Origin of the sequence: Micromonospora sp. NBC_00898 (assembly GCF_045207895.1) — a bacterium.
Lineage (GTDB): Bacteria > Actinomycetota > Actinomycetes > Mycobacteriales > Micromonosporaceae > Micromonospora.
On record NZ_CP108775.1, the window covers coordinates 3,523,858 to 3,550,113 of the forward strand.

The 26,256-nt window shown below is 73.3% G+C and carries 23 protein-coding genes, 4 pseudogenes and 1 riboswitch; of the genes and pseudogenes, 11 read left to right on the forward strand and 16 right to left on the reverse strand.

Annotation, left to right across the window (positions count from 1 at the left end; genetic code table 11):
• Positions 1-12 precede the first annotated feature (12 nt).
• Entirely contained in the window at positions 13-1,728 is a 1,716-nt protein-coding gene (locus OG799_RS17160; RefSeq protein ID WP_406046034.1) for a CDP-glycerol glycerophosphotransferase family protein, read from the forward strand.
• 38 nt (positions 1,729-1,766) lie between these two features.
• Here the strand turns inward: OG799_RS17160 and uppS are convergent, their stop codons facing one another.
• From uppS to OG799_RS17195, 7 genes and pseudogenes are all read right to left on the reverse strand, one after another.
• Positions 1,767-2,549, reverse strand: a complete 783-nt coding sequence (gene uppS / locus OG799_RS17165) for a polyprenyl diphosphate synthase (protein WP_406046035.1) — start codon at positions 2,547-2,549, stop codon at positions 1,767-1,769.
• A gap of 44 nt (positions 2,550-2,593) precedes the next feature.
• Positions 2,594-3,346, reverse strand: coding sequence for an alpha/beta fold hydrolase (locus OG799_RS17170; protein ID WP_406046036.1), 753 nt, complete (start codon positions 3,344-3,346; stop codon positions 2,594-2,596).
• A 123-nt stretch (positions 3,347-3,469) separates the two neighbouring features.
• Positions 3,470-4,303: a C39 family peptidase gene (locus OG799_RS17175; protein ID WP_406046037.1), complete on the reverse strand. Its 834-nt coding sequence runs from the start codon at positions 4,301-4,303 to the stop codon at positions 3,470-3,472.
• 208 nt (positions 4,304-4,511) lie between these two features.
• A riboswitch (cyclic di-AMP (ydaO/yuaA leader) is annotated at positions 4,512-4,653 on the reverse strand.
• A gap of 287 nt (positions 4,654-4,940) precedes the next feature.
• Entirely contained in the window at positions 4,941-5,732 is a 792-nt protein-coding gene (locus OG799_RS17180; protein ID WP_406046038.1) for a hypothetical protein, read from the reverse strand.
• 154 nt (positions 5,733-5,886) lie between these two features.
• Positions 5,887-6,504: a hypothetical protein gene (locus tag OG799_RS17185; protein WP_406046039.1), complete on the reverse strand. Its 618-nt coding sequence runs from the start codon at positions 6,502-6,504 to the stop codon at positions 5,887-5,889.
• 279 nt (positions 6,505-6,783) lie between these two features.
• Positions 6,784-6,993: a hypothetical protein gene (locus OG799_RS17190; protein WP_406046040.1), complete on the reverse strand. Its 210-nt coding sequence runs from the start codon at positions 6,991-6,993 to the stop codon at positions 6,784-6,786.
• Between the two features lie 147 nt (positions 6,994-7,140).
• Positions 7,141-7,557 (reverse strand): annotated as a pseudogene (locus OG799_RS17195) (acyltransferase family protein); the annotation flags it as partial.
• Between the two features lie 85 nt (positions 7,558-7,642).
• On the opposite strand from OG799_RS17195, the gene OG799_RS17200 reads away from it, so the two are divergent.
• Together OG799_RS17200 and OG799_RS17205 are read left to right on the forward strand one after the other, a co-directional pair.
• Positions 7,643-8,212, forward strand: coding sequence for an IS607 family transposase (locus OG799_RS17200; RefSeq protein ID WP_406046041.1), 570 nt, complete (start codon positions 7,643-7,645; stop codon positions 8,210-8,212).
• Positions 8,209-9,420, forward strand: a complete 1,212-nt coding sequence (locus OG799_RS17205; RefSeq protein WP_406046042.1) for an RNA-guided endonuclease InsQ/TnpB family protein — start codon at positions 8,209-8,211, stop codon at positions 9,418-9,420. The genes OG799_RS17200 and OG799_RS17205 overlap by 4 nt, the downstream gene beginning before the upstream one ends.
• Before the next feature lie 101 nt (positions 9,421-9,521).
• Here OG799_RS17205 and OG799_RS17210 read toward each other — a convergent pair whose 3' ends face one another.
• Entirely contained in the window at positions 9,522-9,944 is a 423-nt protein-coding gene (locus tag OG799_RS17210) for an acyltransferase family protein (RefSeq protein ID WP_406046043.1), read from the reverse strand.
• 205 nt (positions 9,945-10,149) lie between these two features.
• Between OG799_RS17210 and OG799_RS17215 the strand changes: the two genes are divergently transcribed.
• Both OG799_RS17215 and OG799_RS17220 read left to right on the forward strand, forming a co-directional pair.
• The gene (locus OG799_RS17215) at positions 10,150-10,785 is read left to right on the forward strand and encodes an alpha-ketoglutarate-dependent dioxygenase AlkB (protein WP_406046044.1); all 636 of its coding nucleotides are present in this window, start codon (positions 10,150-10,152) and stop codon (positions 10,783-10,785) included.
• A gap of 248 nt (positions 10,786-11,033) precedes the next feature.
• The gene (locus OG799_RS17220) at positions 11,034-12,377 is read left to right on the forward strand and encodes a uracil-xanthine permease family protein (RefSeq protein WP_406046045.1); all 1,344 of its coding nucleotides are present in this window, start codon (positions 11,034-11,036) and stop codon (positions 12,375-12,377) included.
• Positions 12,378-12,526: 149 nt separating this feature from the next.
• Here OG799_RS17220 and OG799_RS17225 read toward each other — a convergent pair whose 3' ends face one another.
• The 7 genes and pseudogenes from OG799_RS17225 to OG799_RS17255 form a co-directional block, all read right to left on the reverse strand.
• Positions 12,527-15,016, reverse strand: a complete 2,490-nt coding sequence (locus tag OG799_RS17225; RefSeq protein ID WP_406046046.1) for a DNA topoisomerase (ATP-hydrolyzing) subunit A — start codon at positions 15,014-15,016, stop codon at positions 12,527-12,529.
• Positions 15,017-15,042: 26 nt separating this feature from the next.
• Positions 15,043-15,681 (reverse strand): annotated as a pseudogene (locus tag OG799_RS17230) (toprim domain-containing protein); the annotation flags it as partial.
• A gap of 6 nt (positions 15,682-15,687) precedes the next feature.
• Positions 15,688-17,160 (reverse strand): annotated as a pseudogene (locus tag OG799_RS17235) (DNA topoisomerase); the annotation flags it as partial.
• A pseudogene (locus OG799_RS17240) lies at positions 17,134-18,621 on the reverse strand (ATP-binding protein); the annotation flags it as partial. The pseudogenes OG799_RS17235 and OG799_RS17240, both read right to left, overlap by 27 nt.
• Before the next feature lie 232 nt (positions 18,622-18,853).
• Positions 18,854-19,573 carry a uridine kinase gene (locus OG799_RS17245; protein WP_406046047.1) on the reverse strand — a complete coding sequence of 240 codons (720 nt, stop codon included), beginning with the start codon at positions 19,571-19,573 and terminating at the stop codon, positions 18,854-18,856.
• Positions 19,574-19,721: 148 nt separating this feature from the next.
• Positions 19,722-20,354 (reverse strand): methyltransferase domain-containing protein, encoded by a 633-nt coding sequence (locus tag OG799_RS17250; RefSeq protein ID WP_406046048.1) that lies wholly within the window; start codon positions 20,352-20,354, stop codon positions 19,722-19,724.
• A gap of 51 nt (positions 20,355-20,405) precedes the next feature.
• Positions 20,406-20,843: an RrF2 family transcriptional regulator gene (locus OG799_RS17255; protein ID WP_406046049.1), complete on the reverse strand. Its 438-nt coding sequence runs from the start codon at positions 20,841-20,843 to the stop codon at positions 20,406-20,408.
• A gap of 156 nt (positions 20,844-20,999) precedes the next feature.
• Here OG799_RS17255 and OG799_RS17260 point away from each other — a divergent pair, with 156 nt between their 5' ends.
• Positions 21,000-22,220: a globin domain-containing protein gene (locus OG799_RS17260; protein WP_406046050.1), complete on the forward strand. Its 1,221-nt coding sequence runs from the start codon at positions 21,000-21,002 to the stop codon at positions 22,218-22,220.
• 115 nt (positions 22,221-22,335) lie between these two features.
• On the opposite strand, the gene OG799_RS17265 is transcribed toward OG799_RS17260, so the two are convergent.
• Complete coding sequence (locus tag OG799_RS17265; protein ID WP_406046051.1) at positions 22,336-22,665, reverse strand: cupin domain-containing protein; 330 nt, start codon at positions 22,663-22,665, stop codon at positions 22,336-22,338.
• 219 nt (positions 22,666-22,884) lie between these two features.
• Here OG799_RS17265 and OG799_RS17270 point away from each other — a divergent pair, with 219 nt between their 5' ends.
• The 5 genes from OG799_RS17270 to OG799_RS17290 all read left to right on the forward strand — a co-directional run bounded on the left by OG799_RS17270 (position 22,885) and on the right by OG799_RS17290 (position 26,151).
• Positions 22,885-23,145, forward strand: coding sequence for a hypothetical protein (locus OG799_RS17270; RefSeq protein WP_406046052.1), 261 nt, complete (start codon positions 22,885-22,887; stop codon positions 23,143-23,145).
• Positions 23,130-24,350, forward strand: coding sequence for a glycosyltransferase (locus tag OG799_RS17275; RefSeq protein WP_406046053.1), 1,221 nt, complete (start codon positions 23,130-23,132; stop codon positions 24,348-24,350). Before OG799_RS17270 ends, OG799_RS17275 begins: the two co-directional genes overlap by 16 nt.
• Entirely contained in the window at positions 24,350-24,493 is a 144-nt protein-coding gene (locus OG799_RS17280; RefSeq protein ID WP_406046054.1) for a hypothetical protein, read from the forward strand. Before OG799_RS17275 ends, OG799_RS17280 begins: the two co-directional genes overlap by 1 nt.
• Positions 24,494-24,502: 9 nt before the next feature.
• Positions 24,503-25,366, forward strand: coding sequence for an alpha/beta fold hydrolase (locus OG799_RS17285; RefSeq protein WP_406046055.1), 864 nt, complete (start codon positions 24,503-24,505; stop codon positions 25,364-25,366).
• Positions 25,367-25,521: 155 nt separating this feature from the next.
• Complete coding sequence (locus tag OG799_RS17290) at positions 25,522-26,151, forward strand: hypothetical protein (protein ID WP_406046056.1); 630 nt, start codon at positions 25,522-25,524, stop codon at positions 26,149-26,151.
• Positions 26,152-26,256 lie beyond the last annotated feature (105 nt).

Here is a 26,256-nt window from a genome sequence, read left to right on the forward strand (position 1 = left end):
CGGACGACCGACATGCGTGGTGACCTGATCCGGAAGCTGCTCGCCCGGGTGCTGACCACCGGGCTGGCGGTGCTGGCGTTCCTCGTCGTGGCACTCACCGGGGCGACCGGGTGGGGGCTGGCGATCGCGGTGGCCGCGCTGGCCGCCGCCGCGGTGGAGCGCCGGATCCGCCCGAGCGCCGACGGCGTCGCCGAGTCGGTCCTGGTCGCCGCGGGCATCCTGGTCGGGTACGCCCGCCGGCTCGACGACGGCTTCGACCCGGCGCTGGCCGCCACAGCGCTGGTCCTGCTCGGCCTGGTCCTGCTGGCGGCGCCGCTGCGCGCCGCGGGCGCTCTGGAGATCCGCGCCGCGAACCTGCCGGTGCGCACCTGGGCGCCGCTGGTCACGGAGCGGCTCGGCGGCGCACTCCTGGCGCTGCTCGGGCTCGTCGCGGTCGCCGCCGGCGCCGCCCTGCCCGCGTGGGTGCCGCTGGTCGCCGCCCTGCTGGTCGGGGCCGGCTGCGCGGCGGTCGGCCTGGACCTCGCCCGGCGGCGGTTCCGGCCGCCGGCCGGTGGCGGTCCGGTGGGCCGGGCCCTGCGCCGCCACCAGCCCGAGTTCGTGCTCTACTTCTCCGCCCCACCCGGGTCGGAATACCAGGTCACCATGTGGCTGCCCTACCTGGAGCGGATCGGCCGGCCGTTCCTGGTGCTGCTGCGCGAGCCGGAGTTCCTGCCGACCATCGCCGCCGCCACCAGCGCCCCGGTGATCTTCTGCCCGACGCTGAAGTCGATGGACGAGGCGCTGGTGCCGAGCCTGCGGGCGGCGTTCTACGTCAACCACGGCGCGAAGAACAGCCACTGCATCCGGTTCTCCCAGCTCACCCACGTCCAGCTGCACCACGGCGACAGCGACAAGGCCCCCAGCGCCAACCCGGTCTCGGCGATCTTCGACCGGATCTTCGTGGCCGGACCGGCCGCCATCGACCGGTACGCCCGGGCCGGCGTGGAGATCCCCGCGGAGAAGTTCGTCGTGGTCGGCCGTCCGCAGGTGGAGGCGATCGAGGTACGCCGGGCGCCGGTGCGCGGCCCGGCCGCCCCGACGGTGCTCTACACGCCGACCTGGACCGGGCACCACGCCGACGCCGACTACTGCTCCCTGCCGGTGGCCGAGACGGTGCTCCGCGGCCTGCTCGACCGGGGCGCCACGGTGATCCTGCGGGCCCACCCGTACACCGCGCAGAACCCCACCTCGGCCCGGCAGCTCGCCCGGCTGACGGAACTGCTCGCCGCCGACCGGGCCCGAACCGGCCGGGCGCATCTGTGGGGCGCGGCGGCCGCCCGCGAGCTGACCCTGACCGAGTGCGTCAACCGCTCCGACGCGCTGGTCTCGGACGTCTCCGGGGTCATCTCGGACTACCTCTACTCCGGCAAGCCGTACGCGGTGACCGACATGGGCGTCGACGGCGAGCACTTCGTCGAGCGGTTCCCGCTGGCCGGCTCCGGGTACGTGCTGCGCCGGGACATGTCCAACGTGCACGAGGTGCTGACGCAGCTGCTCGACACCGACCCGAAGGCGGCCGACCGGTGGGCCACCCGGAGCCGCTACCTCGGCGACTTCCCCGCCGACTCGTACGCGGAGGCGTTCCTCGACGCCGCCCGCCGGCAGCTCGAACCGGACTGGAACCCGCCGGCGCCCCGGGCCGCCGACGCCGTCGCCCAGGACGGGTCGCCCCTCTCCTCCACACCCTGACCACTCCGGGCACGGTCCGACGGCGCCCGTCGGGGTGGTCACGCGCCGAATCGCCGACGGCGAGCGGAGTAGGAGCGCAGGGCGCGGAGGAAGTCGATCTTCCGAAAGCCCGGCCAGTACACGTCGCAGAAGTACAGCTCGGAGTAGGCGGCCTGCCAGAGCAGGAAGCCGGACATCCGGCGTTCGCCACTCGTGCGGATGACCAGATCGGGATCGGGCTGGCCGCCGGTGTACAGACGCGCCGCGACGTGGTCGGCGGTGAGGCGCTGCGCCACGTCGTCGAGGGTGGCGCCCGCTCTCGCCTCGTCCTCCAGCAGGGCGCGAACCGCACTGACGATCTCCTCGCGGCCGTCGTAGCCGAGGGCGACGGTGAGGTGGAAGTCGGTGGCCCGCTCACGGGTGGCGTCCTCGGCGAGCTTCAGGGCGTGGCGGGTCGAGTCGGGCAGCACGTCCGCGCGGCCGGCCAGGTGGAGCTGCCACGGGTTGGCCGGACGCAGCAGTGGCTCCGCCACGACGTCCTCGATCATCCGCATCAGGTTCGCCACCTCGTCGGAGGCTCGTTTGCGCATGTTGTCGACGGAGGCGACGAACAGGCTGACGTGGTGGATGCCCAGCTCGGCACACCAGCCCAGCACCTCGTGGATGTGCTCCGCGCCGTACCGGTGGCCGAGCCCGGCGTCGTCGAAGCCCATCTGCCTGGCCCACCGGCGGTTTCCGTCCATCACCATCGCGACGTGGCGCGGCAGCGACGTGTGGGCCAACTCGGCGCGCAGACGGCGGGCGTAGAGCCGGTAGACCGCGCGGCGGACGGGCTGCATCATGATCAGATCAAACCACCTCGGCGAGCCCCCTACCGGCCCGCGGGTCAGTGGTACGGGTCGAGCAGGGCGAGGACGGCCTCCGGGTCCTCGACGTGGGCGTTGTGCCCCAGGCCGGGCAGGGTCGCCACCGGGACGCCGAGCTCCTTGAGCTGGGCAGCGGTCACCATCGGGTCCTGCTCACCGCGGGCCAGCAGCACCGGCACGTCGGTCGCCGCGAGCAGGGCCGCCAACCGCGGCTCCCCCACCCCGAACGCGGCCGGGTCCATCGCCAGCCGCCAGCGGCCGTCCTCCCGGCGCAGCCCGGCGTCGACGACCGGGTGGTCCGGGGCGAAGAGGCCGGCGAGGCCGGCGACGCGCAGGTAACGGCGGGCGGCCTCGTCCCGGCTGGCGAACCAGGTGACCGGCCGCTCGGCCAACTCCCGGGCCTTGCCCAGCTCGGCCGGGGACCAGACCGCCTTGATGCCCAGCCCGACCACGGCGTCCACGGGCAGGCCGAGCTGCCGCGCGGCCAGCGCCAACGCCACCACCCCGCCGAGCGAGTGCCCGAGCACCACCAGCCGGTCCCGTGGCCCCAGCCGGTCGGCGACCGGCCCCAGACCCGCCACCACCCGCCGAGCCAGCGCCGCGAAGGTGTACGCCGGCAGCGGCGGCGACCAACCGTGCCCGGCCAGGTCGGGGGCGAGCCACCGCCCCGCCCACCGGCGCTCCAGCAGCGGCGCCCAGGGCAGCCACACCTCGCCGGTGGTGCCCAAGCCGTGCAGCAGCAACAGCTGGCGGGTACCCGTCTGTTCGCCCATACGGCGCAGTGTGCCACCGGTCGAACAGCAGGCGCGAGAGCCGGCGGCGGGCCGGACCGTCGCATACGACGTCGGGCACCGGCTCTCGGAGGAGCCGGTGCCCGACGGGTGACGCGGAGTGGATCAGGCGGAGTAGCCGCGGGTGGACATCCAGTTCGCCAGGTCGATCGTGGTGATCCAGTACGACGGCAGCGCCGGGTTCGCCGAGTCGGCGATCCGCACGGTCCGGCCGTCGTTCTTGTAGCCCACCACGGCGATGTAGTGGCCGCCCGGGAAGGAGTGCCAGCCGCCGTCGGTGTCGGTGGCGTCGCCCGCGATGTTGGCGACGACGCCCCGCCCGTCGGTGATCGCCTTCACCACGTCGGCCTGGAGCTGGTCCATCTGGGCCGGGGTGGCCGCACCGGGGATCATGTGGGTCCGGTACGGGTTGCCCTTGACCATCTGGTTGAGCCCGCGGGTGGTGTCCTCGGCGGAGTTGGTGCCGTTCTCGGTGGCGCCGAGCGGGGCGACCATCGCGTCCTGGGTGGTCTCGACGCCGCTCGCGCTGAGCGCGTTGCGGACCGCGGCCGGGCCGCAGTTCCAGTATGCGGTCTGCGCCTCGTAGGTGTAGTCGAGGACCTTGGTCGACGGCGGCTTCGGCGCCGCCTTGCGGGTCAGGTCCGGGTCCGGCTTGGCCGAGGTGGCCTTCGCCGACGGCGACGCGCTCGGCGAGGTCGACGGGGACGCGGGGACCCGAGCCTCGCTCCGGGTGGCGACGTCACCCAGCCGGGGGGCCAGCTCGGCGACCACGGCGGTCTTCTCCTGGCGGACGGGCGCGTCGTCGCCGTTGGCGAGCAGGGCGCCGGTGCCGGAGGCCAGCACGAGCGCGGCGGCGGAGCCGGCGACGATCTGGTACGGGCGCTCGGTGGCGAGGCGCCGCAGCTGCCGCTTGAGGGTGTGCTTCACGTGATCCTCCACGGGGGCGGGGGCGGCACCCACCGGCCCCGGCGCGCGGGGAAACTCACGCGCGACAGGTCACGGGCAGGGTGAACCGCGGGAAAGGGGGGCGCCCGGTCAACCGGGCGGCAGGGCGGATACCGGAATCAGCGCGCCGGTCAGGCGGGCGACGGCACCGCGGCGCCGTGGAGGCGGGGGGACGAACGAGGGCTGGGATGCACGAGGATGGAACTCCTTCCGACACCGCCTACCGGGTTAGCTGACGGATTCGGGCGGGAAGATCGCCCTACCGCGGGCCGTGGCTCGCGGATTCACCCCGGACGTGCACTGGGTCCCCGGTTCGTGAGATCACGATTGAGCGGGTCGGCGCGGCGTCGCCTCTTGCGATCGAAAACCGCACCGGACGCGCCGACACTACCGGTGGGTACGCGGGACGCCAACCCATCTCACCTGCTTAAACATCGGCCACCATTACGCTGACCGGAACAGCCCGTCACTGATGTCACTCAATGGGACGAGCAGTTATGACGGAACCGTCGGGCGACAAGCGGACATCGGGTGGCGAGCCACCGGAAATTGCGGGGGTCGATCGCCCCAACTGGCCACGATGACCGTTTCCGGATTGGCGTGACCAGGCTCACCGAATTCTGGTCACAATTCAGCCAACCCGCGCCGGCCGCAAGCGCGCCGGGCGGGCCGGAGCGGCGCCGGCCACCACCGGGGCGAGGGTCTCCGTCACCGCCTCCGCGCGGCGTACCGGGACCGTGCCGGGGCGCAGCGCCGCCGCGGCGGCGTACGCCTCCGCGGCCAGCGCCCGGGCCGCCTCGGCGGCCAGCTCCGCGTCCCGCCACGCCCGCTGCTCCCGCTCGGCCGCCGTGCGGTAGCCGGCCAGCCGGCCGACGCGTACCACCCGGGCGAGGACGATCTCCTGCTCCGCCGGGTGCCGGCGCGGATCCCATCCGTTCCGGTGCGCGAGGACGTCAGCGAGCTGCCGCGCCGACAGCTCACCGTGCCAGTGCGCCGCCATCGCGGCGTGGTGCAGCCACCGCTCCCGGACGGCGTACTCCGCCGGCGTCCGCGGGGTACGCGGCGCGGGCAGCACGGCGGCGCCGGCGAACCGACGGGCGGCGCTCTCCGCCTCGTCGTACGCCCGCCAGGCCCGGTCGACCTCGTCGTGGGCCCGCAGCCATTGCTCCCGCCGTCGGCGGGCGGTCTGCGCGGCCCCGGCGGCGGCCACCGCCACCTCGTCGGCGTACCGGCACAGATCGGCGAGGCGGGCCGCCTCCTCGGCGGCCGGGTCGGGGACCGGCTCGGCATCCGACGGGGCGTCCCGCTCCGGGCGGGCGACCAGCACGGCGAGCACGGCCAGGGCGAGCAGGAGCAGGGCCGACCAGATGGCGGCGGCCTGCGGAACCTCGATCAGGAACTGGTACAGCACGGTCTGCTGCATGGTCGGCACCTCACGGGAACGATGTGGCGGAGGAGAGGGCCGCACGCCCCGACGCGGCGAGGCACGACCGGAAGGGTCGCCATCGGGCCGCCGTCGGGTGGGGTGCGGGGGTGAGGTTCGGTGGAGAGCGGCCGCGGGCGTGGCCCGCGGGCGGTCAGCGGGCCGGCGGTGCCCGGGAGCCGACGGCCGCCGCGACGGTCCCCGCCACGACCGGGTCTCGGGAGATCGCGACGACCACGTTCCGCGGAGCTGCCAGCGGGGCGCCGATGCCGACCGGCGGTGCCTGGCCGACTCCGGTCGCCAGGTCGCCGCCGGACGCCCGCGCGGCGCGACCCCGGTCGGCGGTGGTCGCCCCGCCCGGTACGCGGCCCGCATCGAAGACCGCCGGCCCGCTCGGGCCCCGGCCCGAGCCGCTGACGGCCGGCCCGGTCGAGACCCGGCCCGCGGGCAGGACGGCCGAGCGGGTCATGACCCGGGCCGGGTCGAGTGCGGCTGGGCCGATCAGGGCGAGGGCGGCGTCCGCGGGCCGGTCACCGGGCTCCGGAACGGCGTGGGGCGCGACGCGGAGAGCCGGCGGAATCAGGGACCAGGAGGATTCCGGGGCGGCGGGGGTCACCCCGGCGACCGGGGCCGCCTGGGCGGCGGCGGCCGCACCAACGGGCAGGGTGACGGTGCCGAGCGAACAGGCGACCGCGACGGCCAGACCGGCCAACATCCGGGCCGTCCAGCGCGCCACCCACCACAAGGGACAGGCGAGCGCCACCGGAAGCACGGTCCCACGCTACCGCCGACGGCATCGCGCCGCATCGCCGCCGGGCGTGTCGCCGGCCGGATCGCGGCACCGACCATGCCGGACAGGCGCGGAGTCCGCCCCGCCAGCTGGACTCGCCACGCCTGCATATCCCCGACCCGGCGGTGTCCGGACCCACCGGACACCACCCCGTCGGCGACCTGGCGAGGATCACGACCCGGGCCGGACCGGACACCGCCACCTCGGCGACCGGGCGACGAGCGTGGACCGGGCGCCGGTGGCGGGCGGCGGTGCCTCCGCTCAGGCCGGGTGGCGCCGCCCGGCGTACTCGATGGATCGGCGCCGTGGGGCGGCGTCGCCGTCGGGTCCGGACGGTCGCTGCGCCGGGATGGCCGGTGGGGTCTGCACGCGGGCCCGGCGAGGCGGTCCCAGCCGGCGCATCATCGGCGTCTCGACGTACCGGTGCAGGGCGCCGGCGAGGACCAGGTTCACCAGCAGGAAGCCGAGCACGGCGAGCGGGCCCCACCAGCCCGGCAGCCCGACCCCGTGTGGCCGGTCAGCCGGAGCACGGTGACCATCACGAAGACGTGCACCAGGTAGAAGGCGCAGTGGATCCGGGCGGAGCTCTGGGCCGGCCTGCTCGCAGTCGCGTACCTGCTAGTCATCACGGCCGCGGCCGACGCGGACGTGCGCGGCCGGTCCACCCCGTAGCGGTCCCGGCCGATGGTGGCTCGGTGAGGTCTCCTTCGCGGTCACGGCCCAGGTGGCCACGAAGAGCAGGCTGGCGGCGGTCAGGCCCGGCCCCCGCCAGCGGCCCCGGCGCATCAGCTCGGCTGCGGCCATGCCCATCCAGAACTCCAGGGACCGCACCACGGGGAAGATCTGGGTGAACCACCAGCGGCTCTCCTCGGGCAGCAGGCGCTGCCCCGGCCAGAGCGCGACGATCAGCAGCGGCGCGGCGACCACCACCGCCCACAGGGTGGCGGGGCGCAGCCGGCGCAGCACCGGCAGCACGAACGGCAGGCAGAGGTGGAAGAAGAGCTCGCAGGAGAGCGACCAGCTGACCGTGTTGACGCTGTAGAAGCAGCCGGGGGGTGGGGTGCCGAGCTGTTCGGCGTGTCATCGGTGATTGTCTGGCTTCCTCAGCGATGATCAGTGTGTGAAGTTGTCCGAGTGGGCGCGCAGGAACGGCGTGCACTACCAAACCGCCTGGTCGTGGGCGAAGAACGGGCAGATGCCGGTCCCGGTCGTCAAGACCGACACTGGCCGGTACCTCGTCCTCGAACCCGCGCCCCAGGTGGCTGGGCGGACCGTGGTGTACTGCCGGGTGTCCTCAGCCGACCAGGAAGCCGACCTGGAACGCCAAGCCGGGCGGGTCGTTACCGCCGCGACCGGGCGGGGATTGACGGTGGCCGAGGTGGTCACTGAGATCGGTTCCGGGCTCGACGGCAACCGGCCGAGGCTGGCGAAACTACTGCGCGACCCGCACGTGACGATGATCGTGGTCGAGCACCGGGATCGGCTGGCCCGGTTCGGTGTCGAGCAGCTGACGTGCGCGCTTGCCGCGACGGGCCGCGGCATCGTCGTTATCGACGACGCCGAGGTGGCGGATGATCTGGTGCGGGACATGGTGGAGGTGCTCACCTCGTTCTGCGCGCGCCTGTACGGGCGCCGTTCGGCTACCCGGAAGGCGAAAGCGGCGATGGCCGCGGTGGAGGCGACCGCGTGAGCCGCGTCAAGCAAGGCTTCCGCATCGAGCTGGCCCCGACCGCGCAGCAGCGTGCTCGGCTGGCCCAGCACGCGGGGCTGTCGCGGGTGGCGGAGAACTTCTGCCTCGCGCTGGTCAAGGCCGCCCTCGACCAGCGCACGGCCGAACGTTCCTACGGGGTGCCGCACGAGCATCTGACGCCGGTGCCGTGGTCGGCTCCCGCGCTGGAGAGGGCATGGCGGGCCGCCCACCCCACCCGGTACCCGTGGTTCACCGAGGCTGGGCTGTCGTCGCGGGTGCCGAAGGAAGCGTGCCGTGTCCGTGCGGCTGGGTTGAAGAACTGGGCTGACTCCCGCAAGGGTGCCCGGCGGGGACGTCGGGTCGGCTTCCCGGCGTGGCGTAAACGCAAGCACGGGTCGCGGTTGCGGTACGACGCCGACCGGGCACGACCCACCGGACCGCGCACGGTCGCGCTGCCCGGTGTCGGACCGGTGGCCACCCGGGAGGACATGGGCTGGCTGACCGGCCGCACCGCCGATGGCCGCGCCCGCATCACCGGCGCGACCGTGCGCGAACAGGCGGGCCGCTGGTGGGTGTCCTTCCAGCTCGACGTGGACCGCGCAGACGTCGACACCCGGCGCGCCGTCGACCCAGCCGCCCCCACCTGTGGCATCGACCTCGGGCTGAAGACGTTCGCGGTCATCGCCGACGACACCGGAGCCGTGGAGGAGGTCCACACGCCGGCGGTGCTCAAGGCCGCACAGCGCAAGCTGCGGCGGGCGAACAAGGCGGTAGCCCGCTGCGAGCGCGCCTCGGCGAACCGGACCAAGGCCGTGCGCAGGCTCGCCGCCGTGCACCTCAAGGTCGCCAACCAGCGTGCTGACTTCCTGCACCAGCTCACCACCAGGCTCGCGAGAACCAAGCGCGCCATCGCCGTGGAGAGCCTGAACGTGGCGGGACTGGTCCGTAACCGGCGTCTGGCCCGCGCGGTTTCAGACGCCGGGTTCGGCGAGTTCGTCCGCCAACTGGAGTACAAGACCAACTGGTACGGGTCGAAGATCTGGGCCGCTGACCGCTGGTACCCCAGCTCAAAGACATGCGGCCAGTGCGGGGCGATCAACGCCGGGCTCACCCTGTCAGACCGGGTGTGGACGTGCCAGTGCGGCGCCGTCCACGACCGAGACCACAACGCCGCCCGGAACCTCCTCGCCGCGATGCACGCCGCCTGACCGCATTGTCGCCGGGCAGTTCCCCGGAGACATGAAACGCCTGTGGAGGACCCGTAAGCCCCCGGCACACCGGGGCACGGACCTACGAAGCAGGAACAGAGTCACTGAGATTCTCCGAACGGTTCCAGGCCTGGAGCAGGGGCGAGGTTGCCCAGCGCCGCCCAGACGTTGATCGGGTCGGCGAACCAGAGCCCAACGAGGAGCACCACCCCGAACATCAGCAGGTGGTTCGGGTAGATCTTGGCGAGCCGGCGACGCAGGAAGGTCCGTCGGCGCTCGCCGTCGCGGTACGACCAGACCAGCACGAATCCACTGAGGATGAAGAAGAACTCCACACCGGACAGACCGAGGCTGAGCTGCCGGTCGATGACCGCCTGGTTGTCCGGCTCGGCCACGATCCGCATGGTGCCGACGTGGAAGCCGAAGACCAGTAGGGCGGCGACCCAGCGCAGCCCGGTCAGGGACGGCAACCGGCCGGCCGCCGCGGGGGTCGGGCCGGCGGCGGTGGTCGGGGCGGCGGTCATGCCGAAAACCCGACCGTCACCAGGGTCACCAGCACGCGCGTCTCCTCCTCGGCGGGGGAGTCGGCGGGCGGGCCACCAGGCCACCCACGACGGCGGCCCGGGTCGGCACCGCCGCCGGGAACCCTACCGGTTGGTATCCGGACCCGCCGGATGCCGCGTCGCCGATCGTCGTACGCCTGTTCGAGATGTTGATAGGATCGGCGGCGTGTCCGACGTCGCCTACCAGCCCTCGATGCTGGATTTCGCCGAGCAGGGCGCGAGCCTGGGCACGCTGGCCGGCCGGCTGCGCCGGCACGAGCTGAGCCGGGGTGCCTGGGTCGACCACCTGCCCGGCTGGGTGCGGGGCTCCGACGCGGTGCTCGACACCCTGCTGCAGGAGGTGCCCTGGCGGGCCGAGCGCCGCACCATGTACGACGCCGAGGTCGACGTGCCCCGCCTGCTCTGCTGGTACGCCGCCGGCCGGCCGCTGCCCCACCCGGTGCTGACCGCGGCCCGGGCGGCACTGACCCGGCACTACGCGCCCGAGCTGGGCGAGCCCTTCGTCACCGCCGGGATGTGCCTCTACCGCAGCGGGCGGGACAGCGTCGCCTGGCACGGCGACACGACGGGCCGCTCCGCGCACACCGACACGATGGTCGCCATCGTCTCGTTCGGGTCGCCGCGTCCGCTGCTGCTACGCCCGCGTGGCGGCGGCGCCAGCCTGCGTTTCCCGCTCGGCCACGGTGACCTGGTGGTGATGGGCGGCTCCTGCCAGCGCACCTGGGAGCACGCCATCCCCAAGACCACCCGCCCGGTCGGCCCCCGGGTCAGCGTCCAGTTCCGCCCGAACGGCGTCGCCTGACCGCGACCGCGCCGTCCCGCGCCGGCCGCGGGGCCACCGGCATGCGGCCTCAGCTCGCGAGGAAGTCCGCCGCGCGGCGTCCCCAGCCGCGCAGGTCGTCGACGGTGCGGGCGACCGCCAGCCCAGAGCAGGATCAACACCGGGTCACCGTTGCGACCGGCCGCACCCGGTCGGCGCCCGGCGTCGTGGTAGAAACAACTCTCAGGGTCGATCACGCCCCCGTCACCTGACGACGCGAAGGGCGCACCATGACCCAGTCCACCACTCCACCGCGCTCCCCCTGGTCCCCGTGGAGCCTGCACGGCGACGGCCGGTCGATTCGACCGGGCGATGTGGTCCACCCCGGTGAACGGCTGTCCTGGCCGCGTACGGTCGGGGTCGGCGTACAGCACGTGGTCGCGATGTTCGGCGCCACCTTCACCGTGCCGCTGATCACCGGTTTCCCGCCGGCCACCACGCTCTTCTTCTCCGGATTCGGCACGCTGCTGTTCCTGCTGATCACCGGCAATCGGCTGCCGTCGTACCTGGGCTCGTCGTTCGCCTTCATCGCGCCGGTGCTGGCCGCGAAGGCCGGCGGCGACATCGGCCCGGCGCTCGGCGGCATCGTGGTGGCCGGCGCGGCGCTCGCGGTGGTCGGCGCGGTGGTGCAGCTGGCCGGGTCCCGGTGGATCGACGCGCTGATGCCGCCCGTGGTCACCGGCGCGATCGTCGCGCTGATCGGGCTCAATCTCGCCCCGGTCGCCTGGGATGGCGGCGGCAACGGCGGGGTGCAGGCACAGCCGCTGATCGCGGTCGTCACGCTGGTCGCGATCCTGCTCGCCACCGTGGTCTTCCGGGGCTTCCTGGCCCGGCTGTCCATCCTGCTCGGCGTGGTGGTCGGCTGGGTGCTCGCCGCCGTCCTCGGCCAGTTGGACCCGAAGGCGGTGACCGGGCTGAAGGAGGCCGCCTGGCTCGGGCTGCCCGCGTTCCACGCGCCCAGCTTCAGCCTGCGGGCGGTGGTGCTGGTGATCCCGGTGATCCTGGTGCTGATCGCGGAGAACGCCGGGCACGTCAAGGCGGTGGCCGCGATGACCGGCCGCAACCTCGACAAGGGCATGGGCCGGGCGTTCCTCGGCGACGGCATCGCCACCGTGCTGGCCGGCTCCGGCGGCGGCTCCGGCACCACCACGTACGCGGAGAACATCGGGGTGATGGCGGCGACCCGGGTCTACTCGACGGCGGCGTACTGGGTGGCCGGGGTGGCGGCGGTGCTGCTCGGGCTCAGCCCGAAGTTCGGCGCGCTGATCCTCACCGTGCCGGCCGGCGTGCTGGGCGGGGCGACCACCGCGCTGTACGGCCTGATCGCCATCCTCGGCGCCCGGATCTGGATCGAGAACCGGGTCGACTTCCACGACCCGGTCAACCTGATGACCGCCGCCGTCGCGCTGATCATCGGCGCCGCCAACTACACCCTGACGGCCGGCGACCTCTCCTTCAACGGCATCGCCCTGGGCACCGCCGCCGCCCTGGTCATCCACCACGGCATGCGCCTGATCGCCCACCTCCGCCGCACCACCCCCGACTCCCGCCGAGGCCCCGAACCCGAACTCTGACCCGTCTCACCCGCCCGTTCCGCGGTGATCATGAAGTTGTTGTCGCGACACGCCGCGCCGGACGACAACAACTTCATGATCGACGAGGCGGAGCCGGGAGTGGACGCGCCCCGGACCTGGGGGGTCCGGGGCGTGAAACGTGCGGGCTGTCAGTCGCGTTCGACGAGGTGGCCGACGACCGTCGGGCCGAGCATGACCGCGAAGCCGGAGCCGTCGCGGCGCGGGTCCGCCGGGGGCAGCTCCACCGGGTCACCGGTGGCCGTCGCGCCGACCGGGCGCGAGCCGATCCAGGCCACGGCCAGGTCCAGCTCGCCCTTGAGGAACCGCTGCGCGCGGACCCCGCCGGTCGCCCGCCCCTTCGCCGGGTACGCCCCGAACGGCGTCACCTTCACCGTTGCCCCGGTCGAGGTGACCACCATCGGCGCACCGTGCCCCGGGTCGTCGGTGCGGAGCGCGCCGAAGAAGACCACCCGTGCGTCGCCCGGCAGGTTGATACCGGCCATGCCGCCACCCTTCACGCCCTGCGAGCGGACCAGGGACGCGGGGAAGCGCAGCAGCGACGCCTCGGAGGAGATGAACGCGAGGCTCTCCGCGCCGTCGGTGAGCCAGGTCGCCCCGACCACCTCGTCCCCCTCGCGCAGGGAGATCACCTCGAACTCGTCCGAGCGGACCGGCCACTCCGGCGCGCAGATCTTGACCACGCCCTGCCGGGTGCCCAGGGCCAGACCCGGCGAGCCCTCGGCGGCGGCGCCGAGCGGGGCCAGGCCGACCACCGTCTCCCCCGGCTCCAGCGGCACCAGCTCGGCCGCCGACATGCCGCCGCGCAGCGACACCGTGCCGGACTGCTCGGGCAGCACCGGCAGCGGCAGCACGTCGATCTTGAACGCCCGGCCGGCGCTGGTGACCAGGAGCACTCGGCCCCGCGCCGTGGAGTGCGCGACCGCGCGTACCGCGTCGTGCTTGACGCGGCCGCTGCGCCGCCGCCCCTCGGCGGCCTCCTCCGACTCGGCCGCGGTCCGGGCGACCAGCCCGGTCGCGGAGAGGATCACCTGGCACGGGTCGTCGGCGACCTCCAGCGGGCCGGCCGGCGCGGAGGCGGCCAGCACCTCCTTGAGATCGCCGTCGACCAGCGTGGTCCGGCGCGGGGCGCCGAACTGCTTGACCACGGCCGCCAGCTCGTCGGAGACCAGCTTCCGCAGCACCTTGGAGTCGTCGAGGATGGTGGACAGCTCGGCGATCTCGCCGCGCAGCTTCTCCTGCTCGGCCTCCAGCTCGATCCGGTCGAACTTCGTCAGGCGGCGCAGCGGAGTGTCCAGGATGTAGGTGGCCTGGATGTCGGAGAGCTTGAACTGGCGCATCAGGCCGTCCTTGGCGGCCTGCGCGTCGTCGCTGCCCCGGATCAGCTTGACCACCTTGTCGATGTCGAGCAGGGCGATCAGCAGGCCGTCGACCAGGTGCAGCCGTTCCTCGCGCTTGCGCCGGCGGTAGGAGGTGCGCCGGGTCACCACGTGGTACCGGTGGGCGAGGAAGACCTCCAGCAGCGCCTTGAGCCCCAGCGTCTGCGGCTGGCCGTCGACCAGGACCAGGTTGTTGACGCCGAAGGACTGCTCCAGCGGGGTGAGCCGGTAGAGGTCGGCGAGCAGCGCCTGCGGGTTGACGCCCACCTTGCACTCGATGACCAGGCGGGTGCCGTTCTCCCGGTCGGTGAGGTCCTTGACGTCGGCGATGCCGGTGAGTCGCTTGGTCTTGTTGACCTCGTTGGTGATGGCCGCGATGACCTTCTCCGCGCCGATGCCGTACGGCAGCTCGGTGACGGTGATCGCCTGCCGGCCGCGGCTGCCCTCCAGCGGGCCGATCTCGACCCGGCCGCGCATCCGGACCACACCGCGCCCGGTCTCGTACGCCCGGCGGACCTCGTCCAGGCCGAGCAGCAGCCCGCCGGTGGGCAGGTCGGGTCCGGGGACGAACTCCATGAGCTTGTCCAGGTCGGCGTCCGGGTGGTTGATCAACCACCGGGCGGCCTGGACGACCTCGCCGAGGTTGTGCGGGATCATGTTGGTCGCCATCCCGACCGCGATCCCGGACGCGCCGTTGACCAGCAGGTTGGGGAAGGCAGCCGGCAGCACGGTGGGCTGGGTCAGCGAGCCGTCGTAGTTCGGCTCGAGGTCGACGGTGTCCTCACCCAGCTCGCCGACGAGCAGCATCGCCTCCCGGGACATCCGGGCCTCGGTGTAGCGCGCCGCGGCCGGTCCGTCGTCCTGGCTTCCAAAATTTCCATGCCCATCGATGAGTGGGGCGTTGAGCGAGAAGGGCTGGGCGAGCCGCACCATGGCGTCGTAGATGGCGGTGTCACCGTGCGGGTGGTAGCGGCCCATCACGTCGCCGACGACCCGGGCCGACTTCACGTGCGCCCGGTCGGGGCGGTGCCCCGACTCGTGCATCGACCAGAGGATGCGCCGGTGCACCGGCTTGAGGCCGTCCCGGGCGTCGGGCAGGGCGCGGGAGTGAATGACCGAGAACGCGTACTCCAGGTAGGAGTCGGAGACCTCGGTGACCAGCGGGTTGTCGAAGACCCGCGCGCCGGCCTGGTCGAAGGCGGACAGGTCCGCCTTGGCGCGGTCTTCCTTGCGGCGTGCCATGACTCAGCTTTCCCCTCGGACGGTGCTCATGCGTCGATCGCCTCGCGGTCGACCCGGTCGGCCGAGTCGATCAGCCAGTTGCGGCGGGGTTCGACCTTCTCCCCCATCAGCAGCTCGAGGATCCGCTCGGCCGCCTCGACATCGTCGAGGGTGATCCGGCGGACCGCCCGGGTGGCCGGGTTCATCGTGGTCTCCCAGAGCTCGTCGGCGTCCATCTCGCCGAGGCCCTTGAACCGCGGGATCGGGGTGACGATCTGCTTGCCGGCCTTCTCCAGCTTGCGGACCGTCGTCTCCATCTCCGCCTGGGTGTAGGTGTAGATCGTCTGCGGGTTGCGCCCCTTGGTGGTGATCTTGTGCAGAGGCGGCATCGCGGCGTAGAGCCGACCGGCCTCGATCAGCGGCTGCATGTAGCGGGCGAAGAGCGTGATCAGCAGCGTCCGGATGTGCGCGCCGTCGACGTCCGCGTCGGCCATGATCAGCACCCGGCCGTAGCGCAGCGCGGACAGGTCGAACGTCCGACCGGAACCCGCGCCGAGCACCTGCACGATCGCCGCGCACTCGGCGTTGTCCAGCACCTGCTGGAGGTTGGCCTTCTGCACGTTGAGGATCTTGCCGCGGATCGGCAGCAGCGCCTGGTACTCAGCGGTTCGTGCCACCCGGGCGCTGTTGTGGACGAACACTCCGGCTTCCAGGGCGAAGTTGTGGTACCCGTCGACGGTCAGGTCGTAGACGTCCGACGTCTCGTCCAGAGCCTCTACGGACGTCACGCGGTGGTTGACAAGGGAGGCCACCTCTCGCAGTCGCCCGTAGTCGCCCCCGTAGAGGCTCAGGAGCCGATCGAACCGGAGGCCGGTGCGGGCGGTCCGCAACCGCTCCGTTTCGTAGGCGGTCGCCAGCTCCTCGTCAGTCTGCGACAGCAGCGGAGCGAGACGACGCAGCGCAGCCAGACGCCGACCTTCGAGTTGCCGGCCAACGCGTTCATGGCGCGGCACCGTCGCGACGTATCGAGCCCGTCCGGCCTGCGCCTTGGCGAGGTGGCCCGTGCTCGGGTCAGTCATCCGTTGCCTCATCCGGGACGAGTGCCGTGCACGGAATCCGGGGTTGTCCCGGTGCCAGGCCAGTACGGCGTCGCGCTGGCGTTCCCGTTCGGCGGGGTTCGCGAACTGTTCCACGGTCTTTCGTGACCGCCAAGCTCGCAATTCGTCGTCACACCACTGGTTCAACGAGCGCTGACGCCACTCCTCTCGGCGAGCGGGATCGGTGAAGTATGCCCGCACTCGCTCGGCTGCTGCCTGCCGATGGTCCGGCTGCGACCAGTATGTCGCCTGCCGATCACGCATCCGCTCGGCACAGGCACGCTGCTCGTCGGCCCCGAGCGCGTTGTACCAGTCCTGAAAGCCCTTTTCGATCTTTGCGCGGAACGCGGGCGACTCATTGAGCGCGAACAGCCGCGCAAGGCAGGCCTCACGGAAGGCAGGATCCCGCCACTGCGCTGTCAGCATGGCCGAGCGCAACTCTCGGCCCCCCTTGTCGAACCACTCCCGCCAACCGGCGTGGACGTGTTCGCCCATCATGGCGGCGTGCAGAGCGGTGTGGTCAGCCCAGGTCATCCGGCGCAGATTGCGCGGGTCATTGTTCCGCTTGTTGATGTCGACGTGGTGCCGGACGTTGCCGTTGGTGGCGCTGCCGTGGCCGTGGCGAAGGTTCCACGCATCCGCTAGGTAGTGGGTGTAGACCCACTCCTCCCGGTCGTTCATCCACACCCGCTCGTACCCCTGCAGTTTGTGCCCTTCTGCCTTGTTCGACAGGCTGCGATACAGGGGCATCAGGGAATCACCGGGCACCAGTGCGTCCGCCCGCCGGTAGGAGCCGTCGCGGAGCCGGAACAGGTGGTCGGGAGTACAGCGCACGGACTCGCCGTTGTCGAGCGTGACCTGCACCAGGGGCGCATCCCGTTTCGTGAGCCGCGGCGCCACGAGTGGAGCAATGACCACGCGACCAGCCTTGTTCGTCGTGTAGCCGAAATGGCTGATCCCGCTATCCCAGTCGGCGGCCAACTGAGCGAAGGAGCGGCTCTGCCCGGACGCCAGCGCGACCATCGTGTCGCCGGTGAAGCACCCGAGCGCGCTGTCCCCCTCGACGATGAACAGCTCGCTGCGGTCCACCCCGGTGGCCCGGCAGTCGACCAGCTTGGCCGGCATCGACGCGCCCTCCAGGGCGGTCTTGCGCCGGGCGGCGTCCTTCTGCTGCTTCTGGGTGAGCCGGACCCGGGCCGCGTCGACGATCTTCTGGAGCACCGTGCGCGCCTCGGCCTTGGTGCGCCGGTCCTCCAGCCAGGCCTTCAGGTGCTGCTCGACCAGCCCCTGGATCACCTTGGTGATGCCGGCGGTGGAGAGCTCGTCCTTGGTCTGCGAGGTGAACTGCGGCTCCGGGATCCGCACGTGCACCACGGCCGTCATGCCCTCCAGGACGTCGTCCAGGGTGGGCGCGTCCTCCTTGGGCTTGAGCAGGCCGCGGGTGTTGCGGGCCGCGTCGGCCAGGGTGCGGACCAGGGCCCGCTCGAAGCCCTTGCGGTGGGTGCCGCCGTGCGCGTTGCGGATGGTGTTGGTGAAGCATTCCACCGTGCGCTCGTAGCCGGTGCCCCAGCGGAAGGCCACCTCGATCTCGGCGCGGCGCTGCACGTTGGACTGCATCACGCCGTTGGCGTCGGCGGCGTTCTCCCGGTACGTCCCCTCGCCGGTGACCAGCAGCGTGCCGGAGACCGGCCGGTCGCCGGCCGGGGCGAGGAACTCCACCATGTCGGTGAGGCCGTTGGGGAAGTGGAAGCCCTCCTCGGTGGGCTCCTCCCCCGTCGCGTCGCGCAGCAGGTAGGCCACGCCGGGGACGAGGAACGCGGTGTTGCGCATCTTGAGCCGGACCGACTCGGTGTCCAGTCGGGCGCCGGTCTCGAAGTAGCGGGTGTCGTGCCACCAGCGGATCGAGGTGCCGGTCCGCTGGCCGCGCTTCATCGCACCGACGATCTGCAGGCCGGGACCGGCGGTGAAGGTCGCGTCCGGGCCGGGCCCGTCGAAGATTCCCGGTACGCCGTGCCGGAACGACATCGCGTGGACCTTGCCGGCGCGCCGGACGGTGACGTCGAACCGCCGGGAGAGGGCGTTGACCGCGGAGGCGCCCACGCCATGCAGGCCGCCGGAGGTCTTGTAGCCCGAGCCGCCGAACTTGCCACCGGCGTGCAGCCGGGTCAGCACCAGCTCGACGCCGGAGATGCCGGACTTGGCGTGCACGTCGGTGGGGATGCCCCGGCCGTCGTCGTCGACCTGCACCGAGCCGTCGGCGTGCAGGATCACCTCGACCTTGGTCGCGTGACCCGCGACACCCTCGTCGGTGGCGTTGTCGAGGATCTCGTTGACGAGGTGACCCACGCCACGGCTGTCGGTCGAGCCGATGTACATGCCGGGGCGCTTGCGGACGGCGTCCAGCCCCTCCAGGTGGGTCAGGTCGTCGGCCCCGTACAGGGTCTCAGGCTGTGCGGTCAACTGGTCGTACTCCCAGGTCTCGGCGGTGTGGTGCCGCTCACCGTCTCGATCAAGCTCATGTCGATCGATACCGACTCGATCGCCACGCGCGGCGCGCCGCAGCGAGCCTAGCCCGGCGCTCCGACAGAGCCGTGACACCCGCCGGGTACGCCGTTTCGCGCCGCTCCCGCCCCGCCCGACGCAGCGTAGGGCCGCCGTGGGCGGGCAGGGCGTCCTTGGACGACAACGACGCGTCCCGCCGGCGTCTTCCCGGCCGCGAATGGGCGGCGACGCCGGGGCCGGACGGAGGCCCGCCGGCCGCTCAGCCGCGCAGCAGCCGCGGCCGGGCGAAGTCCGCGTTGTCCACGACCACGTCGGCCCGGCCGACCGGGTCCGCCTCGGCCAGGTAGACCCGCGCCGCGGCGAGGTAGCGGTCCCGGTGCAGCCGCTCGGCCGCCTCGGCGCCCTCCCGGTCGGCGTCCCGGTCCGCGCCCCGGCGCACCGACAGCTCGGCGGGCACGTCCAGCCAGATCCGGTGGTTCCAGAGTTCGTCCAGTTCGGGGCGGAACGCGAAGACCCCGTCGACGACCAGCACCGCGTCCGCGGCAGCGAGCGTGACCACGTCGGAGTGCTCGCGCTGGGTGAGCGGGTCACGCAGGCAGAGCACGCAGCGGCCGCTGCCCGCCGGGCCGGCCGGCCCGAGCAGCAGGTCGCGGATGGCCGGCAGGTCGAAGGCGTTGCGGTAGTAACCGGGCCCGGAGAGCCGGTCGTACTGGTGGCGCTCGCGCCAGGGGCGCTTGAAGTCGTCCAGGCTGGCCCGCAGCACCGGGCGGCCGGCGGCGGCGATCCGCGCGGCGAGCTCGTGCCCGAAGGAGGTCTTGCCGGCGGCGGTGAACCCGTCGACGCCGACCCGCAGCCGACCGGGGCCCAGCGCCAGGAGCCGGTCCGCGAGCAGGTCGACCAGGGCCCGCCGCTCCGGCGAGGCCGGCGGCGGGGCCGGCTGCTGCCAGGTGGAGACCGACCGGTGTACGAGGGATGGCATCCATCGACCCTATGACGGGACGTTGGCGCCCGTCACACCCGCGTGATCTCACCCCCTCGCGCGATCTTGCACTTACCGCCTCGGCAAAGGCCGCGAAAGCGGCGAACGGGCGACCCGAAGTGCAAGATCGCCGAGGAGCGGGTTGGGGTCAGGGCCGCACGGCGGCGCCGAGGACGTGGGGGGAGGCGGGCATCGGGAGGCCGGTGGGTGGGAAGCGGAAGCGGTCCACGGTGGCGAGGGTGAAGCCGGCGGCGGTGATCGCGCCGAGGGTGTCCCGCGCGGTGTGGCAGCCGCCGCAGACGGCGGGCCAGATGGTGGCGTCAGCCCAGCGCTGCGCGCGGCGCAGCCCCGGGGTCCCCGCGACCACGTGCTCGTAGAAGCGCAGCTGCCCACCCGGGCGCAGCACCCGGCGGGCCTCCCGCAGGGCGACCGCCTGGTCCGGCACCGAGCAGAGCACCAGTGAGAACACCACCGCGTCCGCGGCGGCGTCGGCGACCGGCAGCGCCTCGGCGAGCCCGGCCACCATGGTGACCGGGACCGGGGCGTCGGCCGCCGCGGCGTGCCCGGCGGCCCGCAGCCGCGGCTCCGGCTCGACGGCCAGCACCCCGGTCACCGCCGGCGGGTAGTGCGGGAACATCCGGCCGTTGCCGGCGCCCACCTCGACCACCCACCCGGTCAGTCCGGCGACCAGCCGGTGCCGGTGTTCGGCGGCGCCGGCCCGGTCCATCGCCACGCTGGCCCGGGCGAAGACCCGCGCGAACAGCGGATGCGAGACGGCCATCGATCCTCCCCACCGCCGGGACCAGTCACCCGCAGCCTATGCCGGGAGGCCTCAACCGCGGGGCCCGGGCGCGCCGAGGGTGAGCAGCAGCGGGCCGGCGGGGCCGTCGACGAGGTCGCCGAGGCGTACGCCGTCCAGGACGGCCAGGAAGGCGGCCTGGGCGCGCCGCAGCTCGCCGCGCAGCCGGCAGCCGGCGACCAGCGGGCAGGCGGGCTGCTCGCAGGCGACCACCTCGCCGTCGCCCTCGAAGGCCCGGACGACGTGGCCGACGGTCAACTCATCGGCGCGCTCGCCGAAGACCACCCCGCCGGAGCGGCCACGGATGGTGTGCAGGACGCCGATCCGTTGGAGCCGCTGGACGACCTTGGCGACGTGGCTGCGGGGCAGCACGAGCTGGGCGGCCAGCTCGTCCACCGTGGTCCGCGCCGGGGAGGCGGCGGTGAGCATGGCGATCCGCAGGGCCATGTCGGTGGACCGGTTGAGCTTCACGGCACCGACCAGCGCGAACGTCCTGCGACACGGACCGATGAGCCGGTCTGTGGGTGTGATCCGGGCGACCCCGGATCCGGGACCTTCGACCTAGAAGAGGAATTTTGCAGTCCTGTTCAGTGGAGATCGCCAGAACGGATCACTGAAGGAGTAGTCGTGCTCTCGGAATCATCAGCAGCAGTGGTGAAGGCGACCCTGCCGGTCGTGCAGGCGCATGGAGAGGCGATCACCGGCCGCTTCTACCAGCGAATGTTCGACGCCCACCCGGAGCTGCTCAACATCTTCAACCGCGGCAACCAGGCGACCGGGCAGCAGAAGGCCGCGCTCGCCGCCGCCGTCGTGGCGTACGCCGAGCACCTGGCCGGTCCCGAGACGATGCCGTGGGGGCCGATCCTGGACCGGATCGCCCACAAGCACGTCTCCCTCGGCATCACCGCCACCCAGTACACGATCGTGGGCCGGCACCTGATGGCGGCGATCGGTGAGGTGCTCGGCGACGCCGTCACCCCCGACATCGCGGCGGCGTGGGACGAGGTGTACTGGCTGCTGGCCTGCGAGCTGATCGCGCGGGAGGCGCGCCTCTACACCGAGGCCGGGGTGGCTGAGAACGGGTCGGTGTGGCGCGCCTGGCGGGTTACCGGGAAGGCCCAGGAGACCCGGGACGTCGTCTCGTTCACCCTGGTCCCGACCGACGGGGGCCCGGTGCCCAACTTCACTCCCGGCCAGTACACCTCCGTCGCGATCGACCTCGACGGCGACCGCGGCCAGCAGATCCGGCAGTACAGCCTCTCCGGACGTCCCGGCGCCGACCACTGGCGGATCACCGTCAAGCGGGTACGCGGCACCGGGGGCGCACCCGACGGGCTGGTCTCCGGATTCCTGCACGACCGGGTGGCGGTCGGCAACACGCTGCGGCTCAGCCCGCCCTTCGGCGAGGTCAGCGCGGTGGCCGGGGAGGGACCGCTGCTGCTGGTCAGCGCCGGCATCGGACTCACCCCGGCGATGGCCGCGCTGGAGCACCTCGCGGTCGCCGAGCCGGAGCGACCGGTCGTGCTGGTGCACGCCGATCGCACCGGGGCGGCGCACGCCCTGCGCGACGCGCTCCCCCGGCTCCAGGAGCAGCTGCCCCGGCTGCGGCTGAACCTCTGGTACGAGGACGCCGCCGACGGGGAGCTGGCCGGGCTCACGGCGCAGGTCAGCGCCGGCCTGGTGGACCCGGAACTGATCCCGCTCTCCCCCGACGCGCACGTGCACCTCTGCGGGCCGCTGCCGTTCATGAACGCGGTCCGCGGCGGGCTGCTGCGCCGGGGCGTACCGGCGGAGCGGATCGCCTACGAGGTGTTCGGCCCGGGGATGCTCCGCGACGAGCGGGTCTGACCCACGAGGCGGCGCGGATGCCGCGCCTACCACCGGATCCCTGGGCCGGCACGAAGCGGCCCAGGGACCCGGCATGACCGCGGGGCGCCGGCGGGAGGCGGGTAGCCGGTGCCGGTCAGCAGCGGGCGACGGTCAGCAGCACCACGGAGTCCTCGTCGGCGTGCAGGGCGTGCCGGGCGTCCGGGATGACGAGGAGGTCGCCGGCCACACCCGACCAGGACCGGTCCTGGGCCGTCAGCCGGACCCGACCGCGCAGCACCTGGAGAGTCGCCGCACCGGGGCTGGCGTGCTCCGCCAGCGCGTGCCCGGCGACCAGGGCGACCAGGGTCTGCCGCAGCGGGCTGTCCTGGCCGCCGTGCACCGTCCGGGCGCTGCGCCCACTGTCGGTCGCCCGGGCCAGGGCGAGTTGCTCCTCGGCCAGTACGGAGAGCGAGGACGGGGACACGGCCACCTCCGGTTCGCGGGGACGAGACGGCCCGCAAAAGCGGAACCGCCTGTGCCTTTTTGCCCAGGTTCGTCGCTCCACCCGGCCCTGGCCAGGGACTTTGGTCCCGGACCCGGGCTTACGGGCCGCCGCCGCCGAATCTCCACAGCCAACGGTCGGCTCCCGGGAGAAGTCGATGATGTACAGGTTAGGGCGCGAAGGCCGGGGTAGGGACTGCTCATGCGCGTCCTTGGCAGCAACGCGATCTTCCGCGACCCGGCGGCCGCTCTGGTGGTCGACGCGACGGTGGTGGTCGCCGAAGAGGAGCGGTTCAGCCGCGGCATGCACGGCAAGCGCCCGGTGCGGTTCGCCGAGGACCGCGACGCGGCGTACCGGCTGGGGGCGCGGGCACGTGAGGTGACGAAGGAACGCTTCGGGCTCGACCGGTTCCCCACCGGCTGGGGCCGGCTGATGGAGGAGGAAACATGCGCATCGCGATGATCTCGGAGCACGCCAGCCCGCTCGCCGTCCTCGGGGAGGAGGACGCCGGCGGGCAGGACACCCACGTGGCGGAGCTCGCGTCCGCGCTGGTCGGCGAGGGGCACGACGTCCGCGTCCACACCCGCCGCGACTCCACCGCCCTGCCCGAGTCGGTGTCCACACCGGGCGGCTACCAGGTCTGGCACGTGCCGGCCGGCCTGGCCTACCGGGTGCCGAAGGACGAGCTGCTGCCATACATGGGCGAGTTCGGCGGCTGGCTCGCCGACCGGTGGCGGCACGGGGACTGGACGCCCGCCGTGGCACATGCGCACTTCTGGATGAGCGGCCTGGCGACCGTGCACGCCGGTCGACGCGCCGGGGTGCCGACCGTGCTGACATACCACGCCCTCGGCACGGTGTTGAAGCGACCGCACCAGGGCGGCCGAGACACCAGCCCACCAGGGCGGGTCGGCTACGAGCGCGCGCTGGGCCGGGCCGTCGACCGGGTCATCGTGCAGTGCGCGGACGAGGTCGCCGAGCTGGTCCGCCTCAGCGTGCCCCGGTCCCGGATGGCGCTGGTCCCCTCCGGCGTCAACCAGGACGTGTTCCGCCCGGACGGCCCGGTGGCGCCGCGCGATCCGGCCCGGCCGCGCATCCTCACCGTCGGCCGGATGGTGGAACGCACGGGCTTGCTGGAGGTGGTCCGGGCGCTGCCGGCCGTGCCGGACGCCGAGTGCGTGGTGGTCGGCGGACCACCGGCCGAGCAGCTGCCCGCTGGCTCCTTCGCCCGCCGCCTGTCCGCCCTCGCCGAGTCCTGCGGCGTGGCCGACCGGGTCAAGCTGGTCGGTGGGGTGCCCCGCGAGGAGATGGCCCCCTGGTACCGGTCGGCCGACGTCCTCGTCGCCGTCCCCTGGTACGCGCCGTTCGGGCTCACCCCGCTGGAAAGCATGGCCTGCGGTGTACCGGTGATCGGCACGAACGTCGGCGGCATCGCCGACACCGTCGTCGACGGGCTCACCGGCGACCTGGTCCCGCCGCGCGACTCCCGCGCGTTGGCCACCGCGATCCGCCGGCTCCTCGCCGACAAGGTCCGTCGCTTCGCGTACGCCACGGCGGCACTGGACCGGATCCGCAGCCGCTACTCGTGGAAGCGCTGCGCCGAGCAGCTCGGCGCGATCTACGCCACGGTGGGCACGGTCGCGCGTCCGGTCACGGCGGCGGCCTGATGACCGGGCAGCTCGCCACCCTCGACGCGCACCTGTCCGGGCCGGCGGCCGCGCTGCTGCCGGATCGCCGGGAGGCGGGCCCGTCGAGGGAGCGGCGGGACCTGTCGACACCCGTGCTACCCGCTGGTAGCTTCCGGCCGTAGGCTGGGCCGGTGAGCGGGGAGCCGGAGTACACCCAGGAGTTCATCGACGTCGACGGCGCCCGGATCGGGGTGCAGTCGTACCCCGACCCGGACGGCGTGCCGGACGCGCCGGTGGTGGTGATCTGGCCCGCGATGGGCGTCCGGGCCCGCTACTACCGTCCCTTCGCCGCGGCGCTGCGCGACGCCGGCCTGGCCGTGATCGTGGCCGACCTGCGGGGCACCGGCGAGAGCACCCCGCTCCCCAACCGCACCTGCCGGTACGGCTACGCCGAGCTCGCCGCCGACGTCGGCGCGGTGCTCGACGCGCTCAAGCCCCGGCTGGACGGCCGTACCCGGGTGCTGCTCGGGCACTCCCTCGGCGGACAGGTCGGCGTGCTGCACCAGGCCCTGCACGACCCGGACCGGGTGGACGGGCTCGCCCTGGTCGCCGTCGGCGTGCCGTGGTGGCGCGGCTATCCGGGGCTGCGCGGCTGGGGCGTGCTGCCGTACACCCAGGGGATCGCGGCGACCGCGCGGCTGCTCGGCGTCTGGCCCGGCTGGGGATTCGGCGGCCGGCAGGCGCGCGGGGTGATCCGGGACTGGGCGTACACCGCGCGGACCGGCCGATTCCCCACGCTCGACGGGGTGGACGCCGAGGCGGCCCTCCGGTCGGTGCGGACCCCGGTGCTGGCGGTCAGCATGGACGACGACCAGTACACCCCGCACGCCACCCTCGACCACCTCTGCGGCAAGCTCACCGCCGCGCCGGTCACCCGGCACCGCTATGCCGTGGCGGAGGCGGGCGCACCGCTGGACCACTTCACCTGGGTCCGGGCCGCGGCGCCGCTGGCCGTCCGGGTGGCCGGTTTCGCGGCCGGGCTGCCCCGGCGCTGACCGCCCCGCGGGGCGATCCCGCCCTGATCCGCCCGGATCGTGTCCGCTTTCCCGGCGCACCGGCCCCGGACACCGCGATACCGGCGAACCGCGGTGCGTAACGGCCCGGACGGTGGGTATGCCGCACCGCCCGAACACGGCGGAGGGGGATCCAGATGTCAGAACGGCACACCGCACTGCGCTCGATGCACGACCTGGGACTGGCGGCCTGGTTCGGCGGCTCGCTGATGGGAGCGCTCGGCGTCAACGGTGCGGCGGCACAGATCAACGATTCGACGCAGCGGTTGCCGGTGGCCTCGGCGGGTTGGGCCCGGTGGACCCCGGTGAACGCCGCGGCGATCGGCGCCCACCTGGCCGGGGCGGTGGGCGAGCTGGTCACCGAGAGCCCACGCGTCGCCGCCCAGTCCGGGGTGGCGAAGATGAGCGCGGTGAAGACGGCGCTGACCGTCGGCGCGCTCGCGGTGACCGGGTACAGCCGGTTGCTCGGCATGAGGTTGCAGAAGGCGGGCGGCCCGCCTGTCGAGGGGACCACCAAGCCGAGCTACCAGACACCGGCGAACGTCGCGTCCTGCCAGCGGCAGATGAAGATGCTGCAGTGGGCGATCCCGGCGCTGACCGGCGCCCTGGTGGTGGTGACGGCGTACATGGGCGAGCAGCAGAAGCCGGGGCAGGTGTTCCGGGGGATGCTCGACCGGGCCGGAGGCCTGATGGCCGCGCCGAAGACGATAGGCAAGGTGGCCGCCGTGGCCGCGGCCAAGCGGCACATGGCGATGTCCGGCCGGTGAGCCGGCCGGGAGGGACGGTCGGCCCCGCCGCGAGGCCGACCATCCGGCGCGTCACCGTCGCCGGCGAGCCGTCCGGCCAAGGTGGGGGCATGACCGGGGCGGTGC

What these genes read in the sequence shown, in the direction of transcription:
- OG799_RS17160 (WP_406046034.1), top strand. Translation starts at nt 13, where the DNA reads ATGCGTGGTGACCTGATCCGGAAGCTGCTCGCCCGGGTGCTGACCACC.
- uppS (WP_406046035.1), bottom strand. Translation starts at nt 2,549, where the DNA reads ATGATGCAGCCCGTCCGCCGCGCGGTCTACCGGCTCTACGCCCGCCGT.
- OG799_RS17170 (WP_406046036.1), bottom strand. Translation starts at nt 3,346, where the DNA reads ATGGGCGAACAGACGGGTACCCGCCAGCTGTTGCTGCTGCACGGCTTG.
- OG799_RS17180 (WP_406046038.1), bottom strand. Translation starts at nt 5,732, where the DNA reads ATGCAGCAGACCGTGCTGTACCAGTTCCTGATCGAGGTTCCGCAGGCC.
- OG799_RS17210 (WP_406046043.1), bottom strand. Translation starts at nt 9,944, where the DNA reads ATGACCGCCGCCCCGACCACCGCCGCCGGCCCGACCCCCGCGGCGGCC.
- OG799_RS17220 (WP_406046045.1), top strand. Translation starts at nt 11,034, where the DNA reads ATGACCCAGTCCACCACTCCACCGCGCTCCCCCTGGTCCCCGTGGAGC.
- OG799_RS17225 (WP_406046046.1), bottom strand. Translation starts at nt 15,016, where the DNA reads ATGGCACGCCGCAAGGAAGACCGCGCCAAGGCGGACCTGTCCGCCTTC.
- OG799_RS17245 (WP_406046047.1), bottom strand. Translation starts at nt 19,573, where the DNA reads ATGCCATCCCTCGTACACCGGTCGGTCTCCACCTGGCAGCAGCCGGCC.
- OG799_RS17250 (WP_406046048.1), bottom strand. Translation starts at nt 20,354, where the DNA reads ATGGCCGTCTCGCATCCGCTGTTCGCGCGGGTCTTCGCCCGGGCCAGC.
- OG799_RS17270 (WP_406046052.1), top strand. Translation starts at nt 22,885, where the DNA reads ATGCGCGTCCTTGGCAGCAACGCGATCTTCCGCGACCCGGCGGCCGCT.
- OG799_RS17275 (WP_406046053.1), top strand. Translation starts at nt 23,130, where the DNA reads ATGCGCATCGCGATGATCTCGGAGCACGCCAGCCCGCTCGCCGTCCTC.
- OG799_RS17280 (WP_406046054.1), top strand. Translation starts at nt 24,350, where the DNA reads ATGACCGGGCAGCTCGCCACCCTCGACGCGCACCTGTCCGGGCCGGCG.
- OG799_RS17290 (WP_406046056.1), top strand. Translation starts at nt 25,522, where the DNA reads ATGTCAGAACGGCACACCGCACTGCGCTCGATGCACGACCTGGGACTG.